Source organism: Bacteroidales bacterium (genome assembly GCA_014860585.1).
In the GTDB taxonomy this organism is placed as follows: Bacteria; Bacteroidota; Bacteroidia; order Bacteroidales; family 4484-276; genus RZYY01.
Map to the genome: position 1 here is coordinate 48,256 of JACZJL010000068.1, position 19,091 is coordinate 67,346.

17 protein-coding genes are annotated in these 19,091 nt (G+C 41.9%); 3 read left to right on the plus strand and 14 right to left on the minus strand.

Annotated elements, in window-relative coordinates; all coding sequences use genetic code 11:
- Nucleotides 1-53 precede the first annotated feature (53 nt).
- The gene (locus tag IH598_07415; GenBank protein ID MBE0638330.1) at nt 54-1,604 is read left to right on the plus strand and encodes an Rne/Rng family ribonuclease; all 1,551 of its coding nucleotides are present in this window, start codon (nt 54-56) and stop codon (nt 1,602-1,604) included.
- Nucleotides 1,605-1,714: 110 nt separating this feature from the next.
- Here IH598_07415 and pssA read toward each other — a convergent pair whose 3' ends face one another.
- Nucleotides 1,715-2,446, minus strand: a complete 732-nt coding sequence (pssA, locus tag IH598_07420) for a CDP-diacylglycerol--serine O-phosphatidyltransferase (protein MBE0638331.1) — start codon at nt 2,444-2,446, stop codon at nt 1,715-1,717.
- A 176-nt stretch (nt 2,447-2,622) separates the two neighbouring features.
- On the opposite strand from pssA, the gene IH598_07425 reads away from it, so the two are divergent.
- Together IH598_07425 and IH598_07430 are read left to right on the plus strand one after the other, a co-directional pair.
- Entirely contained in the window at nt 2,623-2,877 is a 255-nt protein-coding gene (locus IH598_07425; GenBank protein ID MBE0638332.1) for a hypothetical protein, read from the plus strand.
- The gene (locus tag IH598_07430) at nt 2,874-4,100 is read left to right on the plus strand and encodes an S-adenosylmethionine:tRNA ribosyltransferase-isomerase (GenBank protein ID MBE0638333.1); all 1,227 of its coding nucleotides are present in this window, start codon (nt 2,874-2,876) and stop codon (nt 4,098-4,100) included. The genes IH598_07425 and IH598_07430 overlap by 4 nt, the downstream gene beginning before the upstream one ends.
- A 10-nt stretch (nt 4,101-4,110) precedes the next feature.
- Here the strand turns inward: IH598_07430 and IH598_07435 are convergent, their stop codons facing one another.
- The 13 genes from IH598_07435 to IH598_07495 form a co-directional block, all read right to left on the minus strand.
- Entirely contained in the window at nt 4,111-4,884 is a 774-nt protein-coding gene (locus tag IH598_07435) for a hypothetical protein (GenBank protein MBE0638334.1), read from the minus strand.
- A 23-nt stretch (nt 4,885-4,907) separates the two neighbouring features.
- Nucleotides 4,908-7,550: a hypothetical protein gene (locus IH598_07440; protein ID MBE0638335.1), complete on the minus strand. Its 2,643-nt coding sequence runs from the start codon at nt 7,548-7,550 to the stop codon at nt 4,908-4,910.
- Nucleotides 7,551-7,673: 123 nt separating this feature from the next.
- Complete coding sequence (locus tag IH598_07445; protein ID MBE0638336.1) at nt 7,674-8,783, minus strand: ABC transporter permease; 1,110 nt, start codon at nt 8,781-8,783, stop codon at nt 7,674-7,676.
- Complete coding sequence (locus IH598_07450) at nt 8,783-9,889, minus strand: ABC transporter permease (GenBank protein MBE0638337.1); 1,107 nt, start codon at nt 9,887-9,889, stop codon at nt 8,783-8,785. The genes IH598_07445 and IH598_07450 overlap by 1 nt, the downstream gene beginning before the upstream one ends.
- A 14-nt stretch (nt 9,890-9,903) precedes the next feature.
- Nucleotides 9,904-10,647: an ABC transporter ATP-binding protein gene (locus IH598_07455; GenBank protein ID MBE0638338.1), complete on the minus strand. Its 744-nt coding sequence runs from the start codon at nt 10,645-10,647 to the stop codon at nt 9,904-9,906.
- Nucleotides 10,644-11,570, minus strand: coding sequence for an ABC transporter ATP-binding protein (locus IH598_07460; GenBank protein MBE0638339.1), 927 nt, complete (start codon nt 11,568-11,570; stop codon nt 10,644-10,646). Before IH598_07460 ends, IH598_07455 begins: the two co-directional genes overlap by 4 nt.
- Before the next feature lie 47 nt (nt 11,571-11,617).
- Nucleotides 11,618-12,505, minus strand: coding sequence for an HlyD family efflux transporter periplasmic adaptor subunit (locus IH598_07465; GenBank protein MBE0638340.1), 888 nt, complete (start codon nt 12,503-12,505; stop codon nt 11,618-11,620).
- A 21-nt stretch (nt 12,506-12,526) separates the two neighbouring features.
- On the minus strand, nt 12,527-13,807 hold the full coding sequence (locus IH598_07470) for a TolC family protein (GenBank protein MBE0638341.1): 1,281 nt from the start codon (nt 13,805-13,807) through the stop codon (nt 12,527-12,529).
- A 12-nt stretch (nt 13,808-13,819) separates the two neighbouring features.
- Nucleotides 13,820-14,437, minus strand: a complete 618-nt coding sequence (locus tag IH598_07475) for a TetR/AcrR family transcriptional regulator (GenBank protein MBE0638342.1) — start codon at nt 14,435-14,437, stop codon at nt 13,820-13,822.
- A gap of 301 nt (nt 14,438-14,738) precedes the next feature.
- Nucleotides 14,739-16,718 carry a T9SS type A sorting domain-containing protein gene (locus IH598_07480; protein ID MBE0638343.1) on the minus strand — a complete coding sequence of 660 codons (1,980 nt, stop codon included), beginning with the start codon at nt 16,716-16,718 and terminating at the stop codon, nt 14,739-14,741.
- Between the two features lie 90 nt (nt 16,719-16,808).
- Nucleotides 16,809-18,404 (minus strand): glycosyltransferase family 39 protein, encoded by a 1,596-nt coding sequence (locus tag IH598_07485; GenBank protein MBE0638344.1) that lies wholly within the window; start codon nt 18,402-18,404, stop codon nt 16,809-16,811.
- 11 nt (nt 18,405-18,415) lie between these two features.
- Nucleotides 18,416-18,739 carry a type II toxin-antitoxin system PemK/MazF family toxin gene (locus IH598_07490; GenBank protein MBE0638345.1) on the minus strand — a complete coding sequence of 108 codons (324 nt, stop codon included), beginning with the start codon at nt 18,737-18,739 and terminating at the stop codon, nt 18,416-18,418.
- Nucleotides 18,730-18,975, minus strand: coding sequence for an AbrB/MazE/SpoVT family DNA-binding domain-containing protein (locus IH598_07495; GenBank protein ID MBE0638346.1), 246 nt, complete (start codon nt 18,973-18,975; stop codon nt 18,730-18,732). Before IH598_07495 ends, IH598_07490 begins: the two co-directional genes overlap by 10 nt.
- Between the last annotated feature and the right edge of the window lie 116 nt (nt 18,976-19,091).

Here is a 19,091-nt window from a genome sequence, read left to right on the forward strand (position 1 = left end):
AATTTTGTATTGAGGTACCTGATATTTAGCATAATGAATCAAAACCCCGCAGCGTGGATAGGGAATTAATCATAGATTTGAACTCCTCAGGGGTTGAAATTGCACTGCTTGAGGACAAATCCCTTGTAGAACTTCAAAAAGAAAAGTCCAACAAAAAATATTCGGTTGGCGATGTGTACCTGGGCAAGGTAAGAAAAATCATGCCCGGATTGAATGCTGCTTTCGTTAATGTCGGGTACGAAAAAGACGCTTTTTTACATTACCTGGATCTTGGGCCAAATGTGCGTTCCCTGAACAAATTCAGCAAACTCGCTGTAACGGGAAAAATCACTTCTCTCACTCTGGGAGACTTCCGGCTTGAGCCAGAAATAGAAAAAACCGGGAAAATTTCGGATGTGTTGAGTGTGAACCAGCAGATCCTTGTTCAAATTGCAAAAGAACCGATTGCTACAAAAGGGCCAAGGATTGCCTCTGAAATCTCCTTTGCCGGTAGATTTCTTGTACTGGTCCCTTTTTCCGAAAAAATCTCTATCTCCTCAAAAATCCGCAGTGTTGAAGAACGAAAACGCCTGAAGCGACTGATCAAAAGCATTAAGCCTAATAATTTCGGAGTGATCGTGCGCACCGTTGCTGAAAACAAACTCGTCGCCGAATTGGATGCTGACCTCCGGGATCTTGTTGGAAAATGGGATTCTCTCAGCCAAAAAATTGTCAAAGCTGAAGCACCCCAAAAAATTGTCAGTGAGTTAGACCGTACTTCGGCCATGCTTCGTGACCTGCTCAACGAGTCATTTAACAATATTCATGTAAACGATGCCACCCTTGCTGAGGAGATCAAGAACTACATCAAGCAGATCGCCCCTGAAAAGGCAAAAATTGTTAAGTATTACAGTGGCTCAAAGCCGATATTTGAATATTTTGGCGTTGACAAGCAAATTAAAAGTTCTTTTGGGAAAATCGTTACCATAAAAAGCGGTGTTTACCTTGTCATCGAGCGCACCGAAGCCATGTACACCATTGATGTTAATTCTGGAAACAGGGTTAACCGTGAAAAAAACCAGGAAAATAATTCTCTCGAAGTAAATATTGAAGCTGCTACTGAATTAGCCAGGCAATTGCGACTAAGAGATATGGGTGGTATTATCGTCGTGGATTTTATCGACATGACCGAAGCCAAACACCGACGTGAACTTTACCAGAAGCTTAGGGATGAAATGTCAAAAGACCGCGCAAGGCATGTTATTCTTCCACCAAGCAAGTTTGGTCTGGTTCAGATCACAAGACAACGGGTGAGACCTGCCATGGACGTTCAGGTTCTTGAGAAATGCCCGGTGTGCAACGGCACTGGTGAGATTAAACCCTCAATCCTTGTCATCGACGAACTTGAAAACAACCTGCGCTATCTCATCCAGGATCAAAACGAGAGAAACCTTACAATTACCGTGCATCCGTTCGTTTATGCACACCTTACCAAAGGGTTCCCGTCAACCCTGTTAAAATGGAGCTACAACCTCAAAACATGGATCAAAGTAAAACCCAATTCATCACACCATTTCCTGGAGTACCACTTTTTCAATAAAAACAATGATGAACTAAAGATGTGATCACCACATCAGCCAGCCGTATTCCTTTTGTATGATTTTACCCGGCTTTTCCCAAATAATTTTATTGATCCAACGGGCAGGGTTGCGGGACTGGTTCAAAAAATTTGAATTCAAGCAACTTTTTGTTTTTCCTTCTTCCCAGGAACTGACACCAGGATGTATGCTATTATAATTACAGGTAGTGCATAAAATTTTAGCAAGAGAATAAGTCCGGCGGTAAACACCAGAAAAAAAAACTTTAGCTTGTTTTCGCTGAATTTGTAGGATTTAAATTTGAAACCCATTAATGGGATTGGTGAAACCAACAACAGGGAGAAGAAAACGGTAATGATCAACAATGAATGATAATTCTGCAGGATCATATTGATCCAGTGGTGATTTAAATTTTCGGCCTGAAAATTTACCAGTGGCATGGAAGCAAAGAACAACGCATTGGCCGGCGTGGGTAACCCAATAAAGGAGTCCGTCTGACGATCATCAATGTTGAATTTTGCCAGCCTGAGCGCCGAAAAAACAGGGATCAGAAAAGCAGCAAATGATGCAAAATTGACTCCATCCCAAAAGAAAAAGGGCAGGTGTTCGCTGTTTTGCATTAACTGAAAGACTATGACTCCAGGCGCCACGCCAAATGATATCACATCAGAAAGCGAATCAAGATGCAGTCCTAACGGTGATCGGGCATTAAGCAATCTGGCCAGCATACCATCGAGAAAATCGAAAACCGCTGCGATCCCGATGAGCCAGGCCGCCAATACAGAATTGCCATTGAAGGCAAATACAATCGAAATACAACCACTCAGAAGGTTGAGCAGTGTCACAAAGTTGGGTATGTTTTTACGTATCAAAGCAGCATGTTTTTGATAAAAATAGAACTTAAACTCCAAATCGGTTGTTAATCTGATGTCGAAGAAAACGAATGTGCAGATTTTTGATAGCGATCAACAATTTGTGAATTAAGACTGAAATGTCCGGTAAAAGTATTAATTTTTAATGATAAGCTTTAATACCTCCTCACTATATGACAGTTGATGAATTCATTTTATACCCTCTTAAACAGCGTGCGAACATTGTGCTGAGCGAAGGGATTGAATTAATGGATAGGATTTACATTTTTTATCATATTAAACTATTCAGGTACAGCGATTTTTTTGTTGAAATATGGTTTTTGCAGATTTCCAAGCGTATTGACAAAATTCTTGTAGTGAAACAGGAGGATGTTTTACATTTGTACGAAAAAAATATTGACATCTCTGACTTATTTGAAAATAAATGATTCTTCCCCCCATTCTCTCCCACCTGGATATTGAAGATTACGACTATCAGCTTACAGATGAACGCATAGCGAAATTTCCCCTGGACAAGCGTGACGAGTCAAAGTTGTTGCTATTCAATGGGCACATGCCTCACGAAGATAAGTTTAAAAACTTGTTTCATCATCTTCCTGAAGATTGTTTACTTGTGCTCAATAATACCCGGGTTGTACATGCCAGGTTATTGTTTAGAAAAGAAACCGGCGCCCTGATCGAAGTGTTTTGTCTTGAGCCGGCGCCGCCATCGTCAGAAATTCAAATGGCTTTTCAACAAAAGGGTGAAGTGATCTGGAAATGTTTACTTGGGAATGCCCGACGCTGGAAATCAGGAGAATTGAAGGGTACCTTCGGGCACGAAGGAGCCAATATCAGAATAAATGTGGAAAAAGTTAAGCAGGTTGGCGATTCCTATGAATTGAAATTCACCTGGCAACCTGCCGAACTAACTTTTGCCGAAATACTTGAAGGCGCCGGCAAAATCCCCCTTCCACCCTATCTGAACCGCAGTGCAACAGAGAGCGATAACGACCAGTACCAGACTGTTTATGCTCAATACGATGGTTCGGTGGCAGCGCCAACAGCCGGGCTACATTTCACACCGGAACTTTTCACGGCATTAAAACAAAGGAAAATTTCGATCGATTTTGTGACGCTTCATGTTGGCGCCGGCACTTTCAAACCAATAGGGAGAGATGGCCTGAGCTCTCACACCATGCACTCCGAACAGGTGATTATCACAAAACCATTGATCGAAAAACTAATCAAAAAAAAAGGAAATATAGTGGCTGTCGGAACCACTTCCGTGCGGACACTTGAAAGCCTTTACTGGTATGGCGTGAAACTTGAAAAAGACAAAAATGCAGGGTTTCTTATCGATCAGTTTGATCCCTATCAATCAGAAAATCAGACAGGGCTTCGGGTGGAAAAAGCGCTCCAAAATACCCTTGATTATTTAAAAAAAACGGGATCAAACCATCTGACCGGTTACACACAGTTGATGATAGCGCCCGGTTATCAGTACCGGATGATTCGCGGAATGATCACTAATTTTCACCAGCCACGCTCAACACTACTTTTGTTAATTGCTGCCTGGCTGGGAGACAAATGGAAAGAAATTTATGATTTTGCCCTTGAAAATGATTTTAGATTCCTGAGCTATGGTGATGCCTGTTTGTTTTTAAAGTAAATGATTTGATTTAACGTTCATTACCTATACTGGTAATGTAATTTGTTACCTCGATAGTACCCCCTTTGATTTCAAATATCTTCCAGACATTCCCGCGCCCATCTGCGGGAACATTGAAATGATGCAACAGTTGGCCGTTTCCGTAAACTTTCACGCTTGCGCCAGATTTTGAAAGTTGCTTTGAGTTGTCATCAGATAAATTCGTGAAGTCGTGAACCCAATACTCGTAATTTCCTTCCGTTTCAATTACCTTTACTGTAATCGTTTCCGGCCCATATCCTTTTGTATCATCCCTGTCGAGTTGACAAGAACCGTCTTCAGCAATTTTCATATTGCGAAATGATACATGATATTTTCCTTTCTTTTCAAAATGGGCATCAAGGTCTTTCGGAGTGCGACCCCAGTCAAGGACAATCCGCAGCCATTCCATAGCCATTTCAGGGGACACTGAAATGCGGTTATTGAAAATCGTGCCGGCGATCACCTCAATATTCAAACTCGTGGCGATATAATCGTCGGCACTGAAGTGGACCAAAAGGTTCCCGTCTTTAATTTTTCTGGGAAACTTGATCTTTCCTTCCACATCAGTAAAAAAATCGCCGATATTTTGGATGGAAACCGTTGCACCGCTAACCGGGTTTCCATCAAGTGCGTTAAAGAAACGGATGGTGTAGTTTTCTGTGTCCATTTCATCATCAAGCACATCACGCATTTTATCAATTTGTGACCAACCATGAAGACAAGCCAGCATGAATAAACCGGCAAGAAAAATTTTCCTTTTCATAATCATGTGATTTTTAATGAATTTCAATATAAAATATCGTTTTTCAAATTCCTGACCTGCTGGGCATTATCAGTATCATAATCGAAAAGCATATTCCCATTCTGACGATACATCACAACATAATTGAGGTTATACCAAAAAATTGCTTTGCCTACGCGAACACCTGAGAGGACTTCCAGTCGTGCATCACCTGACGAAAGCATCACAATTTTAATTTTGGCCTCATTATCAACGCGCATCATATCAATATTCAACCCTTTGCTGTTACTGGTTTTAATGGTAACAATGCCGTCTTTGTTTTTCAAAAACACGATACTCCCAATAGTATTGTATATGTTCGGGAACTCCTTTTTGAATGAAGGGTTATACTTATCGAATAAAATCTGTACGTCTTTACCTGGGATGGAAACATCGCTTGTCCTGATCAGATGAACCGCTGCAAACAGGCCGGCAATTGTTTTTTCATATTTCTGCTGTACCAGCTTGTCATTTTCCTCCTTGAGCATTTCTATCACACTAAATTCTCCGCCACTGGCAAAGCCGGCTTCCTTCAGGTTCATCCCTGTATTTCTGTTGAATGCTCCGGTAATGAAAATATCTCCACCCGATCCGGTTTTGATTCCAAATTGATTAAAGTCTTTGCTGTCGAAGTAAAGATCATTCCCCAGATGGTGGCCGTCCGCAGAAAATTTAGCCACAAAATTCAAAAAATTATCCTGATGGATTGTGTCAAAGCCCGCTTTGGAAATCCAGACCGGATGACCACTCCGATCGAATTTTGCAAGGAAAATATCGACCTCTCCCCCTGTTTGGATACTTTGTTTGCCTAAAGTGATTGCCCCGGAAAAAGTACCGGTAACCAGTGCGTTTCCCTGTTCATCGAAGTTGGCGCTATAAGCAACAGCTTTTCCATTACCAGTGCTCCGGTTAAACCAAACCGGTTCTCTGTCAGAATTGAGGAGCATCGAAAACATTGCAGCATTTCCATCGGCGGTTTGATTTATTGCGCCAAAACGAAAGTACTCATCAAAATAACCGGTAATAAGTATATTCCCATCCTTTCCGACAATCAAATCAGATTGGTTATCGCCACGATTACCGCCACCTGCAAGCACCTCTTCCCAGAGTTCCCGTTCATATTTTGCATTCCCGAATTTATTACCAAGCGGTACAATTTCTGCCTCAATTTCCACATAATCAGGCATGGTCAAACCCACGGGAGCATTGATATAAGTAGGATCGGCCATAACAAATTTTTTACCTTCAAAGATGAGATAATCACCATTCACTGCTTCTGTAAATCCTACTGCAGTTGCTATATGACCGGGAAACTGCAAGCCAACAACATCCAGTCCAATCAGGCTTCGGACCAGGTAGGCAAAAAGCACCGAGCGGTCTTCACAATCCGAATAAGGATAATGAAATAACTCGTCAGCAAAGAAAAATTTCTCAAACCCGAATTGATCCTGATCGGTCTTGTAGTCGAAAGCTGTCTGCACGAAACGTAATAAAATACTGACCGCTTCAAGTTCTGATTTACCCTGAATGAGTGGAGCGAAGTTTTCAACCAGTGAGGTTTTTAACTCATTGGAAACCATCGCATCAAAATAAACCTTGATGTCTGATTGCGGGTAATCCTTGTAGAAATCAATGGCATGGCTGTTGAAGTTTACATTGATCGGAGTTTCATTTCCCTCAAATGTAAATCTGAATTGATAAGCTGATGATTGATCTCCAATGGCCAATACACTATTTACGTTCAGGTCAAACAGGCGGTGGGCTTCCGGAAAATCGTTCTCATAGGTAAACAGGTTGTTCTGATCACCTTCCATCATATAATAATTCAAATTGTTGAATGTGAAATAATTACGGCTATATACCTGGTTAATGACCGGAAGAAGTACAAAAATTTCATTTTCATAAAAAGCAACTTTAGTCAAATAACCTGAGCGGATAAGAAGAAACCAGGTAAGAAACCTTGCTGAATTTGAATCGTTTCCTGCGATCTGATCTGCAGCTTTGCGCACAAACATATAGTAACCCCAATCATTCAGGTTCATCTGTTCGCGATAATCATAGAACTGATCAAGCAGCGTATTGTAATTGGTTGCGCTTAGAAGTTCAAATTGCTTGCTGATTGCTTCTTCATTAATTTCACCAGATAACCTGGAAGCCAGATTAAGATCATATTCAAATGGCAACAGAACCCCATAAAAATTGATCTCGGCAATGGTTACAGCAAATTCCTGAGGTTCGCTTTTCATTACCCTCGGCAAAATAGGATCAGGGACAAATTTCGGAGTAATCAGGGGAGGAACTTTAATGGTTGGAAGGGGCTTTGGAGGTATTGGCCTTTCAGGTTCTTCATAAGATGGAAAGATATCCGGTTTTGGTTCATCGGGAGGCTCAACTCCCTTAAAAACCTGAAATTGCTTCCACCGTTCGGCCAGGTAGCCGGCAAAGGCTTTATCCTGCTCTTTTATATAATCATCAAATTGCTTCGAAAGTTGCTCAAGTTGCTTCTCACGTTCTTCTTTAAAGTCCTGCATCTGCTGCTGCCGCTGTTTTTTCCATTCTTCAAACCCGGTTTGCGCAAAGGCTTCTAAGCTAAAAAAGACAATCAGAAACGATACCATCGTTCGACGAATGACGAAACTTGTTTTCATAAAAACTGACTTTTTGGTTAAACTTAACTAATTGCGAAACTTAGGGCAAGATTACTAAATTTTCCGGAATTTTTTGTGCAGATTCAAACAAATTTTGTTCCGTCAAGATGACAATTATTATCATTAGTCAACTTTTTTATACCTCCACATGGCAACTGACAATGCAACAACTGCATAGATAAATAATGACACAAACTGCCGGATAATGTCGGCCAGGCCGGATCCTTTGAGCATAACCATCCGCATGATCTCAATAAAATAGGCAATTGGATTGATGACATTAATTATACGCGCCCATTCCGGCATGCTTTCAACTGCAGTAAAAAGGCCGCTCATCAGGATAAAAATTACTAAAAAGAACCAGGTCAGAAACATGGATTGCTGCATGGTATCGGCAAGTGTAGAAATGATCAGTCCAAGTGCCAGAACCACCAAAAGAAACACAGCTGCTACTCCAAAAACAAGTCCGATGCTCCCAACAAAGGGAATATCGAAGAAAATTTTGGCCACAACCAATCCAAGCGCCAGTTCAAATATAGCTATGATCCAAAATGGTAAAAGCTTCCCTGCAATGAACTGGTATTTTTTAATGGGCGTTACATTGAGTTGCTCAATGGTCCCGATTTCCTTTTCGCGGACGACGTTCATCCCCGAAAGAAAAAGAGCCACGATGGTCACCAAAAGAACAAGTATTCCCGGCACCATGTAGGTTTTGTAATTCAATTCGGGGTTGTACCAGTAAGCGTATTCGACCCCAACAGGTTGTTCCACCTTCCGGCTGATCATGTTGGCAACCAGGTTCAGATTAAAATCGCGGATGATCGAAATCGTATAGGCATTGATCAGGCTTGCTGATGAGCCATTGATGGCATTTATTACTAAATTAACGGCAGCTTCTTTTTCGTTCACAATGTCTTTTTCAAAATCCGGAGGAATCTGAATAATCAGGTCGGCAACATCTCTTTCGAGTGCTTGTTCGCCCTGGGAGTAATTAAATGAGTACCCTACCATTTTATAAAATGTCGAGCCATTGAATTTACTCACCAGTTCGCGCGATGAAGGGCTTTGATCAAGATCAATAATGAAAGTTCTGATACTTTTCATGTCGTAGGTTGCAGCGTGAGCGAGAATCAGCAGTTGAATGACCGGCATCACAAAAATGATCGGTAACATCATCCGGTTACGGAAAATCTGCAGAAATTCTTTCTGTAAAATATAGATGATCGTCCTCATTATGCCAACCTGATTTTAAATTTCCGGACACTCAGTGCAATAAAAAATATGATCATTCCTGTTAGAATTAAGGTCTCTTTCCATAAATGACCAAGACCAATTCCCTTGAGCATAACACCACGCAATACGATAATGAACCACTTGGCCGGAATCACATTGGAAATCCATTGTAATGGCCAGGGCATGTTTTCGATGGGGAAAATAAATCCTGAAAGCAAAATGGAAGGCAACATGAGCGCTACCATTGAGATCAGCATGGCTACCTGCTGTGTATCGACAACTGATGAAATAAAAATCCCAAGCGACAATGCCAGGATGATATAGAGAACACTGTAGCCGAGAAGCAGCACAAGGCTGCCTCGGACGGGAACGCCAAAAACAAAAAACCCGAGAATGAGGATCATCACAGCAATCATAAAGGCCAGCAATACATAAGGTACGACTTTGCCAATGATGATCTGGATGGGCCTGAGCGGTGAAACGAGCAACACTTCCATCGTTCCCATCTCCTTTTCACGGGCTATCGAAATGGAGGTCATCATGGCTGAAATAAGTAATAAAAGCACTGTGATGACACCAGGAACAAACATGAAAACGCTTCTCAATTCAGCATTGTAGAGCATTTTCACTTCAGTCCTGACTTCAATCGGAAGTTTTTTGTCGCTAAACAGTTCCTTTTGAAAATTGCTGATGATTGCCATTGTGTAATTTGTAAGGATTCTGGCCACATTTGGATCCGAAGCATCTGCCAGGATTTGTAGAGAAGCAGTACCATTGCGTTCAATTTTTTCTGCAAAATCAGGCTCAAAAATCAATACCTGTTTAATATTGCCTTGTTTAAAAGCGGCTTCAATGGCTGTTTCACTATCAAGGTTTTCGGCCAGGATAAAATATCCTGATGACAGAATTTTGTGGGTGAGTTTAGAGGTGACAGGGTCTTTTGAATAGTCAAGTATAGCGATGCGGGCATTTTTGATATCGTTCGTCAGGGCAAAACCAAAAATGAGCAACTGCACCACAGGCATCCCGAACAAGATCAGCGAAGTGCGGTAATCGCGGAAGATGTGGTAAAATTCTTTTCTAACAAAACCGATGAATTGTTTCATGTGCACAATTTGATTTAGATAGTTTGGGCCCTGGCAAGTTTTAAAAACACATCATTCATTGTTTTTGATTCGTACTTTTCTTTTAGCAAATCAGGAGTGTCCAGTGCTTTTATTTCACCATCAACCATGATTGAAACGCGGTCGCAATATTCCGCTTCATCCATATAGTGAGTGGTGACAAAAATGGTGATCCCGCGATGTGCAGCCTGGTAAATCATTTTCCAGAACTGCCGCCGGGTTATCGGGTCAACTCCGCCCGTGGGCTCGTCAAGGAATACGATTTTGGGCTCATGCAACATGGCTACAGTGAATGCCAGTTTTTGCTTCCACCCCAGTGGCAGTGATTTTACGAGCCGGTTCCGGATATTTTCAAGACCAAGCTCTATTAACGCTTGTGAGGTTTTTTCCCTGATTTCATTTTTACCCAATCCATAAATTCCACCGTAGAACCGGATATTTTCGACCGGTGTCAGATCCTCGTAAAGCGAAAATTTTTGGCTCATATAACCAATACTTTCCTTGATTTTGTTGGTTTGGGTATAAACATCAAACCCACCAACCAACGCTTTACCTGATGTGGGTTTCCAAAGGCCGATCAAAATTTTCATAGCTGTAGTTTTACCGGCGCCGTTTGCTCCAAGAAATCCAAATATTTCTCCGCTTTTTACATTAAAAGTTAAGTCGCGATTTGCAGTGAAGTCACCGAATTTCTTGACAAGCTTTTCAACTTCAATGATATTTTGGTTGGTAGTTTTCATTTGTTTTTCTGTGTTTTCCCTACCATCAAATCCATAAAACAATCTTCGATGTTGGGTTTAATTTCTTTGATTTCCAGATGCTGATGTTTTTTTTGCTCCAGGTATGTTTTCAATTCGCTGAGATCACAATCTTTCGTTTGAGGGGTAACATGCAAATAATCACCGAACGGATACACTGTGTTGATGTATTCACACTCCTCCAGGTCGCTGATTAATCTGAAAGTCTCATCTGATTTTACTGCCAGCAGCCTGTGGTTAAATTGCCCGATCAGATTTTCAGGTGTTTCGATGCCCAGGATTTCTCCATTCTGCATCAATGCGATACGGTCGCAAAGTACAGCTTCGTCCATGTAGGGCGTAGATACCAGGATTGTTATTCCCTGTTTATTAATCCTGCGAAGCATTTCCCAGAATTCCTTTCTCGAAACAGCATCCACACCGGTCGTAGGTTCGTCGAGCAAAAGGACTTCAGGGCGGTGAATAAGGGCGCAACAAAGGGCAAGTTTCTGTTTCATCCCACCAGAAAGCTTTCCTGCCGGGCGTTTTTTAAAAGGCTCAATTTGGGTGTAAATATCCCTGATCAAGCTGTAATTTTCGCTAATTGATGTGTTGAAAATGGTAGCAAAAAACTCCAGGTTCTCCTCAACGGATAAATCGGGATATAATGAAAACCTTCCTGGCATGTAACCCACCGACCGCCTGATCTTTTTGTAATCATTCACGCAATCAAACCCGTTTAAGTTTGCAGTCCCGCTATCGGGTAGTAACAGGGTAACCAATATCCTGAATAAAGTTGTTTTTCCGGCGCCATCCGGACCAATAAGGCCAAATATCTCCCCTTCTTTCACTTCTAAGGAAATCTCTTTCAGGGCTTTGGTTTGGCCATAAGATTTGCTTAATTGATTTACTGAAATTGTATTCATTGATAATTTTTTCAACCCTGTTAGGATTCGGACCCTGTCAGGATGATTTAGAAATTAATTTCTCCCGGCATCCCGATTTTCAATGTTCCGTCATTTTTCACCAAAACTTTCACGGCATACACCATATTCACACGTTCATCCCTGGTTTGAATAATTTTTGGTGTAAACTCGGCGCTTTCGCTCACCCAACTGACCGTTCCAGATAATATTTTTGTATTTTCTTTATCAACATCAACCAACACCTTTACTTGCTGGCCGATTTTAACCTGTGGGATCTGGCTTCCGCTTGCATAAACCTTTAAGGTCATTTCGCGTAAATCGGCCAATTTGTAAAGCGGTTTGCCAACCACGGCCATTTCATGCGCGTTTACATATTTTGTCAACACCACGCCATCCATCGGGTTGGTAATGATCGATTTGCTGATGGATTCCTCAACCTGGGCAATTTGCTTTTGAATAGCGCCTGCCTCGCTTGATATGGATGATTGCTGCGATTTGACCGATTTGATCTGCTTTTCGATCACATCAATCTGCCCCGAAATATCATCCACCTGCTTTTGAGTAGCCGCACCATCCTGATACATCTTACCGATACGCTCCCGGTCGCGCTGAATATTGACTTTTTGTTGTTCATACACTGCAATCTGCGCATCCAGGTTAGAAATCTTTGAAATGATGGCCTCTTTCTGAGCAAAGATCTGAGCTTTTTTTAACGAAAGGTCAGTGGTATCAATCCAACCGATAATTTGTCCGGCTTTCAGAAAATCGCCCTCATCCATTGCAAATTCCAATATTTCTCCGGTAGCCTGGGCCGAAATGGTGATTTCAGTGGCTTCAAAATTTCCGTAAGCGTCCGATGTCCGGTCGCCTTCAGTGCACGAAATTAGCCCTGCAAAGGCGCTCCAGATAATTAGAATTAGTTTTCTGTTTTTCATTGTTACAAAGTATAATTTGGTTTAAAGTTGTCCTATGGTTTTCAGATAATTGATTTTGGACATTGAAAGTTGGATCCGATGGGTTTCAAGTTCCAACTTCGCCCGGGTTGCTTTGTTGAGTTCTTCAAGGTATTGTGTCGAGGTAATCATCCCGTTGTCGAGCTGGGATGAAGCGGTGGTTGCAATTTTTTCCCTCAAGATAATCAGGCTTTCATCGTTGGCGATCAGGTTGCTGAACTTTTCAATGGCAGCAAGGTCATCCTCGACCTGGATTTTCACATTCAAATCCAACGCTTCCTTTTGTGTTTCAACAATTTCCTGTTGTAAATAAAGTAATTTTTTCTGATTCTCAGGCCGGTTCCAGTTGAAAAGATCCCACGATAAGCCGACTCCAACCATGTAATAGCTGTCAAATTCGTTGGAGAGCATGTTGAGACCAGGCTTGCCATAACCCAGTTTCCCAAATCCTGAGAATTTAGGCATTTTGCCGGCTGTGACAAGATTTTTGGAGAGTTCGAGTTTATTTTTTTGCAAATCAAGGAGTAGGTATTCAGGGCGCTGATTGACGAATGCCCGGGTAATGATCTCAGGTTCTGGAAGCACGAGAAATGTGGTTGAAGGCAATTCCAGATCGAGCAATTCACCGAGCATCCTGAACGTTCCACGGGTTTCAGCATCAATCTCAATGATGCTTTGGTCGATCTGGAGGATTTGCGCCTCCAGGACATCAGCACTCATCTGCAAAATCATCCCATTTTCTATTCCTGAAGCAAGTTCCCTGAGCTTCTCCTCCACCGTTTGCTTGTTAATCAACAGTGCTTCTTTACTTTTCTGGAACAGGAGGATTTTAAAGAACAGCCCATTTACCCGCTCCTTTACTTTGTAAAGTTCTACCTCAACCTGCTGCTGGTTGATTTGCAGGTCAGCACTTTCAAGGTTTTTCAGTTCGCGGGTTATGCCTCCATCCCAGATCAGCTGATTCAACCCGAGTTGCAGGTCAAAAACATCTTTGTCCGGCGAAGGAAAACTAAATCCGGGCAACCTGACCGGTACTTCAGTAACATCCGACTGGTAACTAGCCCTCCCGTCAATCCTGAACTGAGGCAGGTAATCTTTGTCCGAATTTTCATTTTTTAATGCTGTAGATTCGGCAAATAATTGCTTTTGTTTCATGATAGGGTAATTCTCTACTGCACGCCGGTGGCAATACTCAAGGATGAGCGTGTCCGGCGTTCCAGCCTCAAGCCCGGACGCAGTCAGCAGGCTAAGTGTCGCGAGTAACAATATTTTTAGATTATTCATGGTTAGCTGCATTTATGGTTTTTCGATTAAAATTGCGCTTTTGATAAAGTTAAAAACATCCGTTTTGCGCTGCTCAAGAAAACGTTCATAGGCTGTCCGGTCATTTTGAAAAACCACGGCATTCATGATTGGGCGGGCAACAAAAGGAAAAATACACAATGCAAACGTGTTGATCAAAATTTGCCTGGGATCAAAAGGTTTGAGTAAACCATTTTGGATTTCCTGTTGAATTTGTGCTAAAAAATCCGGAATCCTGTTTAGCCTGTTTGACAACAAATCGGCCAGTCGCTGAGGATTTTGCGAAAGCTCGTGCAGCACAAAGCCCGGTAAATATGGATTCTCGATAATAATACCAATGTAGTTATGGACAAAAATTTCCAGCTTTTGAAGGAATGGCAGTTCAGAGCTGATGAGCAATTCGACCTGAGGCATGAATTTCTGAAATGCTTCCAGAAATACAGACTGGAACAGTTGGTCTTTACTTCGGAAATAATAGTGCAGCAAAGCCTTATTAATTCCGGCTTCATCGGCTATTTCCTGCATCCTGGCGCCAGTCATGCCTTTCTCAATAAAAACCTTTCGGGCTGACTGCAGGATTAATTGTTCCGCATTTTGTGGGCTTTCTGTCATTGTTTGTATAAAAAAAATTTAATTTTAACTATTTAGTTTAACCAAACGGTTAATTATGATAAAAAGTTTATGAATCCGAAAAATTTTTACAAAAAAAATCCGGAGCACACCCTGATGCGCTCCGGATTAATAGCAATGGTTAATCAGCGGTAGCAAGAAAACGCCCATATGTTGAAAATCAATGAATGCCCCAACCCTAAAGGGAGCATTGATTTTCAACGATTTACTCCCTTTAGGGTGGGGTAAATAAATCGTTGAAAATCAAATTCAGGGTGTTTTCTTGCTGATACTAATCAGCAGGTTATTTCACACTTAATTTCTTTGAAATTACCTTATCATCAATGCTGACACTGTAAATGTATATTCCGGTGTTGAGGCCGGCAGTATTGAGGCGCAGTTGATGTTTACCAGCATGCACGCTTTGGGGTTCCGCTTTACGGACTACCTGCCCGATCAGATTGGAAATTTCGACATGAATGGTAACAGCCTTTTCGGTTTTAACATCAATGTAAGTGTGTCCCTGGCATGGATTAGGATAATTTTGAGATACACTGAAGCTGAATGTTTCCATCTCTTCCTGTCCCTGAATTAATCCCAGGTCGGTATCAGTAAGAATAAAATCGTCAACAAACCAAAACTGTACAGGATTGATCAGATCGAGCGGGTCGATTTGTTGATAAACGAATGGAATCTTGTAGCTTCCGTTACCTAAATCCAGCACATATTTTGACCCTGCAGCCATAAACGAATTGTACCATGCAGCCGAAAACTGCGTAACCACGTAAGTATCGGAGTAAGTGTTGTTGATTACATCGTAACCCACGCAGTAGATATCCGGCTGGTCATTATCACCATAGTTTTCGATATTTGTATCTATCCATGAGAAAAACATTTTTGTACCATCAGGTGTCGAGGCGATAAAGGGGCGGTTGTCCTCAGCAACCGGATCCGTCATACCAGTGTAGTTAAACTCTCCACGGAAGTTTTCCATTAATCCAAGATTATTGGCCAGCCATGTTTCACCACCATCCGGTGAAAAGGCGTGGATCATAGCCACAGTGCCATCACATCCGGTAGAACCTGTGAACCCGGTTATAATGGTCCATTCCTGACTTCCAACTCCAACAGTAAACATCAGATGTGGGTTTCCGGAAAAGTCAACACTGAGGCCAAGCTCAAAGCCAGAGGTAAATGGAATGTCTTCTCTTTCCGGAGTATTGGGCGCAGGGAAAAGGGTTTCGATCAGTTCGTCGGTAAGGTACTCAAGAACTACCGGCAAACCGTCAACACCTCCAAGTTGAACATTGTAGGGTCCATCCCAGAATTGCCCGCCATCTATGGTTTTGTAAAGAATCGGGTGATAGCATCCATCGGATTCAACCGAATTTTCGCCATTATTGGAGAGATAGGCAATATAACCCGTTAGTCCGTCAGGAGCGAAGGCGACCTTACAATCAGCAACACCGGCCTCCGCACCGCTTATCGGACTTATACCGCCTGCCGGCATGAACTCCAGGTAACGATCCATTTCAAAATCACCAATCTCAGGATTAAAGTACCCTTTGGTGATGATCATATTGTCTTCATATGGAAGCGCAACTCCATTGTTGGTTGGGTCAACACAAATGGCTAATCCCTGGCTGGTAATTGTATAAGCTTCGGGGACTCCCTGCAACCATTCCGGAGTAGCAGCCACATTGTGTTGGGTAGGAGGTTCTGCGGTAGTAAATTGATGTACACCGTAACCATAACCACCCCAGGTTCCGTTGTTTGAGCCATCAAGCACAGCGGCAAAATAGCTGAAATAAGCATTGGTGGGTTCTGTATTACCTGCAGGGTTGTAAAGAGCCCCCATAGGATAGCGGCCGTTAAAAGTTGCTGATGGGGCCTCATAAACCTGCACATTGTTGGTCCAGTTGGCTCCTCCGTCAACCGAATAATCGTAGGCAAGGAATCCACTACCAGGCCCGTTGGGCGGGACATTCATCCTGTGAACAAACGAAATGGCATTGATTGCCGGGTCAGCCCAAATATACTGGCGGACACCTAAAAAACCAAAACCATTACCGGATGTACCCAGCTGACGAAGCACGATAGCCCGCTCGCCTCCTGGATATTGCGACTGAATTGGTTTGGGAACCGGAGCGTTACTGGTTTGTTCAGTGTAAATCCTGTTTGGTTCTTTACACACTTTAAGGCCATCCCTGAATTGAATGGTCTGTTGCCCGAATATCAACACTGATAATGCAAGGCCAAATGTCAGAAGTAATGCTTTTTTCATAGTACTGCTGTATTAGTTAGTGATTAAAATGACTGTGTAAAAATACATTTTTTTAAAACCACAAAATATTTTCAGTATTTTTTCAATAAGTTATTCCTCAAGTAAATCTGCAGGCTGGTTAAAACAATTTCTCAATCTGTAAATGAAAAAATTCTGCACATGGCGGTTTCGTTTATACATTGGGACGATAACCGGTTCTTCTATCTCCCTGAAATATTCTGCAAGAAGGGGATTTGGGTCTTTAAAGTCGCGGCTGTTGGTAATATAGTAGGCATCTGAGCCGGGGAAAAGGCCAGGTCGTTCCCGGTTAATCCAGGCATATTTATGAAGGTTTTTTAAATCCCCGATTGCAATGAGGTTTTGACCGGTATGCCGGGCAACGTAATAATCGAGGTGCGCCCCAGGAAACCAGCGAGTGATAATAACAGGAGCAACATCAGCCATTCTTCCATGCGAAATATCTTCATCGCGCAATTGACTGAACTTCTCTCTAAAATCCTTCCATTCTGACATATCGAGGGTGACATCATGCCTACCCAGTCGCTTTGGATCATCTGCCGGTGGTTGACCGATAATTCCCAATTTAATTTCAAACGCTCCTATCGTTAGTCCAACCAACAGCAATCCGATACTGATTTTAATAAGTTTGGGTAAAAGATTTAACCTCTCCTTTTGCATATCGGCGAAAAAAACACCGGCAATCAACATTAATCCCAGGTAACCCGGCCCGCTCCAATGGGGCAACGTTTGCCTGAAAAGGGCAAAAAATAGAAACAGCCCAATCAGGGGGATTGACGATAAGAATAATATTTTCCTGTAGTCAGGGTTTAAAGAAAATCTCTTTTTAAACAGAGCAATTAGTGCAATGATAATGATGATAAAATTTACCGGGTTATTGTACAAAATCTGACCGAACAATTCAGTGATAAAAAAATCTGGTCGCAGCCCTGATTCAAAAAGGCTAACCCGCTCTCCGTGAAAGGTAAAACTGATGAAATTGTATTGAAAATTCCACCAGATCACCGGCGAAAAAATTACCAACGAAATCATCGCTGCAGCATACAGTTCAAATGTTTTCAGCCAGTTCCGGTTGTAAAATAAAATAAATAGCCCTGCTGCCAGCCACAAAAACGCGGAAGTGTATTTCGACAACATGGCCAGCCCAATCACAACTCCGGCAACCAACATGAGTCTGCGACTTTTTGCTTGGATTTCCCTGTCGGGCAGAATGGTTACAAGGAGTAAAAGGCTGATCAGCCAGAAAAAAACCTGTGGTGTGTCGGGCATGATAAAAATCCCGACAATCACAAAACAATAGATCGATGTGTTATAGAGAATGGCTGCATAAAGTCCTGCCAGACTATTTTTTATTCTTCTACCGATCAAAAAAATCAACCAGGTGTTTACCCCGCCAAGCAAAACCGAACTTAACCGGAGGAAAAATTCATGATCCAGCAACAAGTTCAGGGTTGTAAGCTGAATGAAAATTCCGATCATTGGTGGATGGTCGAAATGGCTCAGATCAGGGTAAAGCGCGTAAGTCCAGTAGTACACTTCGTCGTTCCCCAATTCAAGAAAAAAAGCCAGAAATCCACGGATCAGCAGCGACATGATAATGATTATCCGGAGGTACCCAATGTATCCTCTTTCAATGTGACTATTGGGAATGGCTGGCTGGTTGAGCATTGTTGTTACCTTTAATCAATGTAAGTTTCTTTCAAAACGGATTTTACTTTCCTAATCTCGTTTTGAGTCAAAGTTCCCTTCACTTGAATTATACGCTGCTTGTCAATCGTCCTTATTTGGTCAACGACAATCCAGCCAGTCAAATTTTCATGATTTACTTCTATCCGTGTCGGGTAATTTTTTGAAGTAGTCGCCATTGGCGCAACAACAATAGTTTGAAGGTGCCTATTCATTTCATCAGGCGAAATAATTACACAGGGTCTTGTTTTTCTTATTTCACTTCCAATTGTCGGGTCAAGGTTGACCAATACAATTTGATATTGATTTAGTTCCATTCTTCAGGGTTTTCATCTTCAAATACATCATCGAACAAAAGTTTATCATCACCTGCGGCATGCATTTCCTTAAATGCTTTATCCCACCCTTTTCTTGGTGCTGTCAAAGGTTTGATAATTATCTGACCTTTTTCAAGTATCAATTCAACTTTGTCTTTGATATTATATTTCTCAAGAAGTGCCTTACTCAGCCTGAAGCCGCGCGAATTACCGATTTTGATTACAGAAACTTCCATTTTACTAACTTTTAATGTAGGTACAAAGTTACTACATTTAATGAATGCCAGACATAAAAAGAAAAGTTGTGGTATTTCCGTAAAGAGATCCCAAACCCAAAAATTATAAAAGCTTT

Bases quoted from the DNA above. Each gene is read 5' to 3' on its own strand.
- IH598_07425 (MBE0638332.1), top strand. From the start codon at position 2,623: ATGACAGTTGATGAATTCATTTTATACCCTCTTAAACAGCGTGCGAAC.
- IH598_07430 (MBE0638333.1), top strand. From the start codon at position 2,874: ATGATTCTTCCCCCCATTCTCTCCCACCTGGATATTGAAGATTACGAC.
- IH598_07435 (MBE0638334.1), bottom strand. From the start codon at position 4,884: ATGAAAAGGAAAATTTTTCTTGCCGGTTTATTCATGCTGGCTTGTCTT.
- IH598_07440 (MBE0638335.1), bottom strand. From the start codon at position 7,550: ATGAAAACAAGTTTCGTCATTCGTCGAACGATGGTATCGTTTCTGATT.
- IH598_07445 (MBE0638336.1), bottom strand. From the start codon at position 8,783: ATGAGGACGATCATCTATATTTTACAGAAAGAATTTCTGCAGATTTTC.
- IH598_07450 (MBE0638337.1), bottom strand. From the start codon at position 9,889: ATGAAACAATTCATCGGTTTTGTTAGAAAAGAATTTTACCACATCTTC.
- IH598_07455 (MBE0638338.1), bottom strand. From the start codon at position 10,647: ATGAAAACTACCAACCAAAATATCATTGAAGTTGAAAAGCTTGTCAAG.
- IH598_07460 (MBE0638339.1), bottom strand. From the start codon at position 11,570: ATGAATACAATTTCAGTAAATCAATTAAGCAAATCTTATGGCCAAACC.
- IH598_07465 (MBE0638340.1), bottom strand. From the start codon at position 12,505: ATGAAAAACAGAAAACTAATTCTAATTATCTGGAGCGCCTTTGCAGGG.
- IH598_07470 (MBE0638341.1), bottom strand. From the start codon at position 13,807: ATGAATAATCTAAAAATATTGTTACTCGCGACACTTAGCCTGCTGACT.
- IH598_07475 (MBE0638342.1), bottom strand. From the start codon at position 14,437: ATGACAGAAAGCCCACAAAATGCGGAACAATTAATCCTGCAGTCAGCC.
- IH598_07480 (MBE0638343.1), bottom strand. From the start codon at position 16,718: ATGAAAAAAGCATTACTTCTGACATTTGGCCTTGCATTATCAGTGTTG.
- IH598_07485 (MBE0638344.1), bottom strand. From the start codon at position 18,404: ATGCTCAACCAGCCAGCCATTCCCAATAGTCACATTGAAAGAGGATAC.
- IH598_07490 (MBE0638345.1), bottom strand. From the start codon at position 18,739: ATGGAACTAAATCAATATCAAATTGTATTGGTCAACCTTGACCCGACA.
- IH598_07495 (MBE0638346.1), bottom strand. From the start codon at position 18,975: ATGGAAGTTTCTGTAATCAAAATCGGTAATTCGCGCGGCTTCAGGCTG.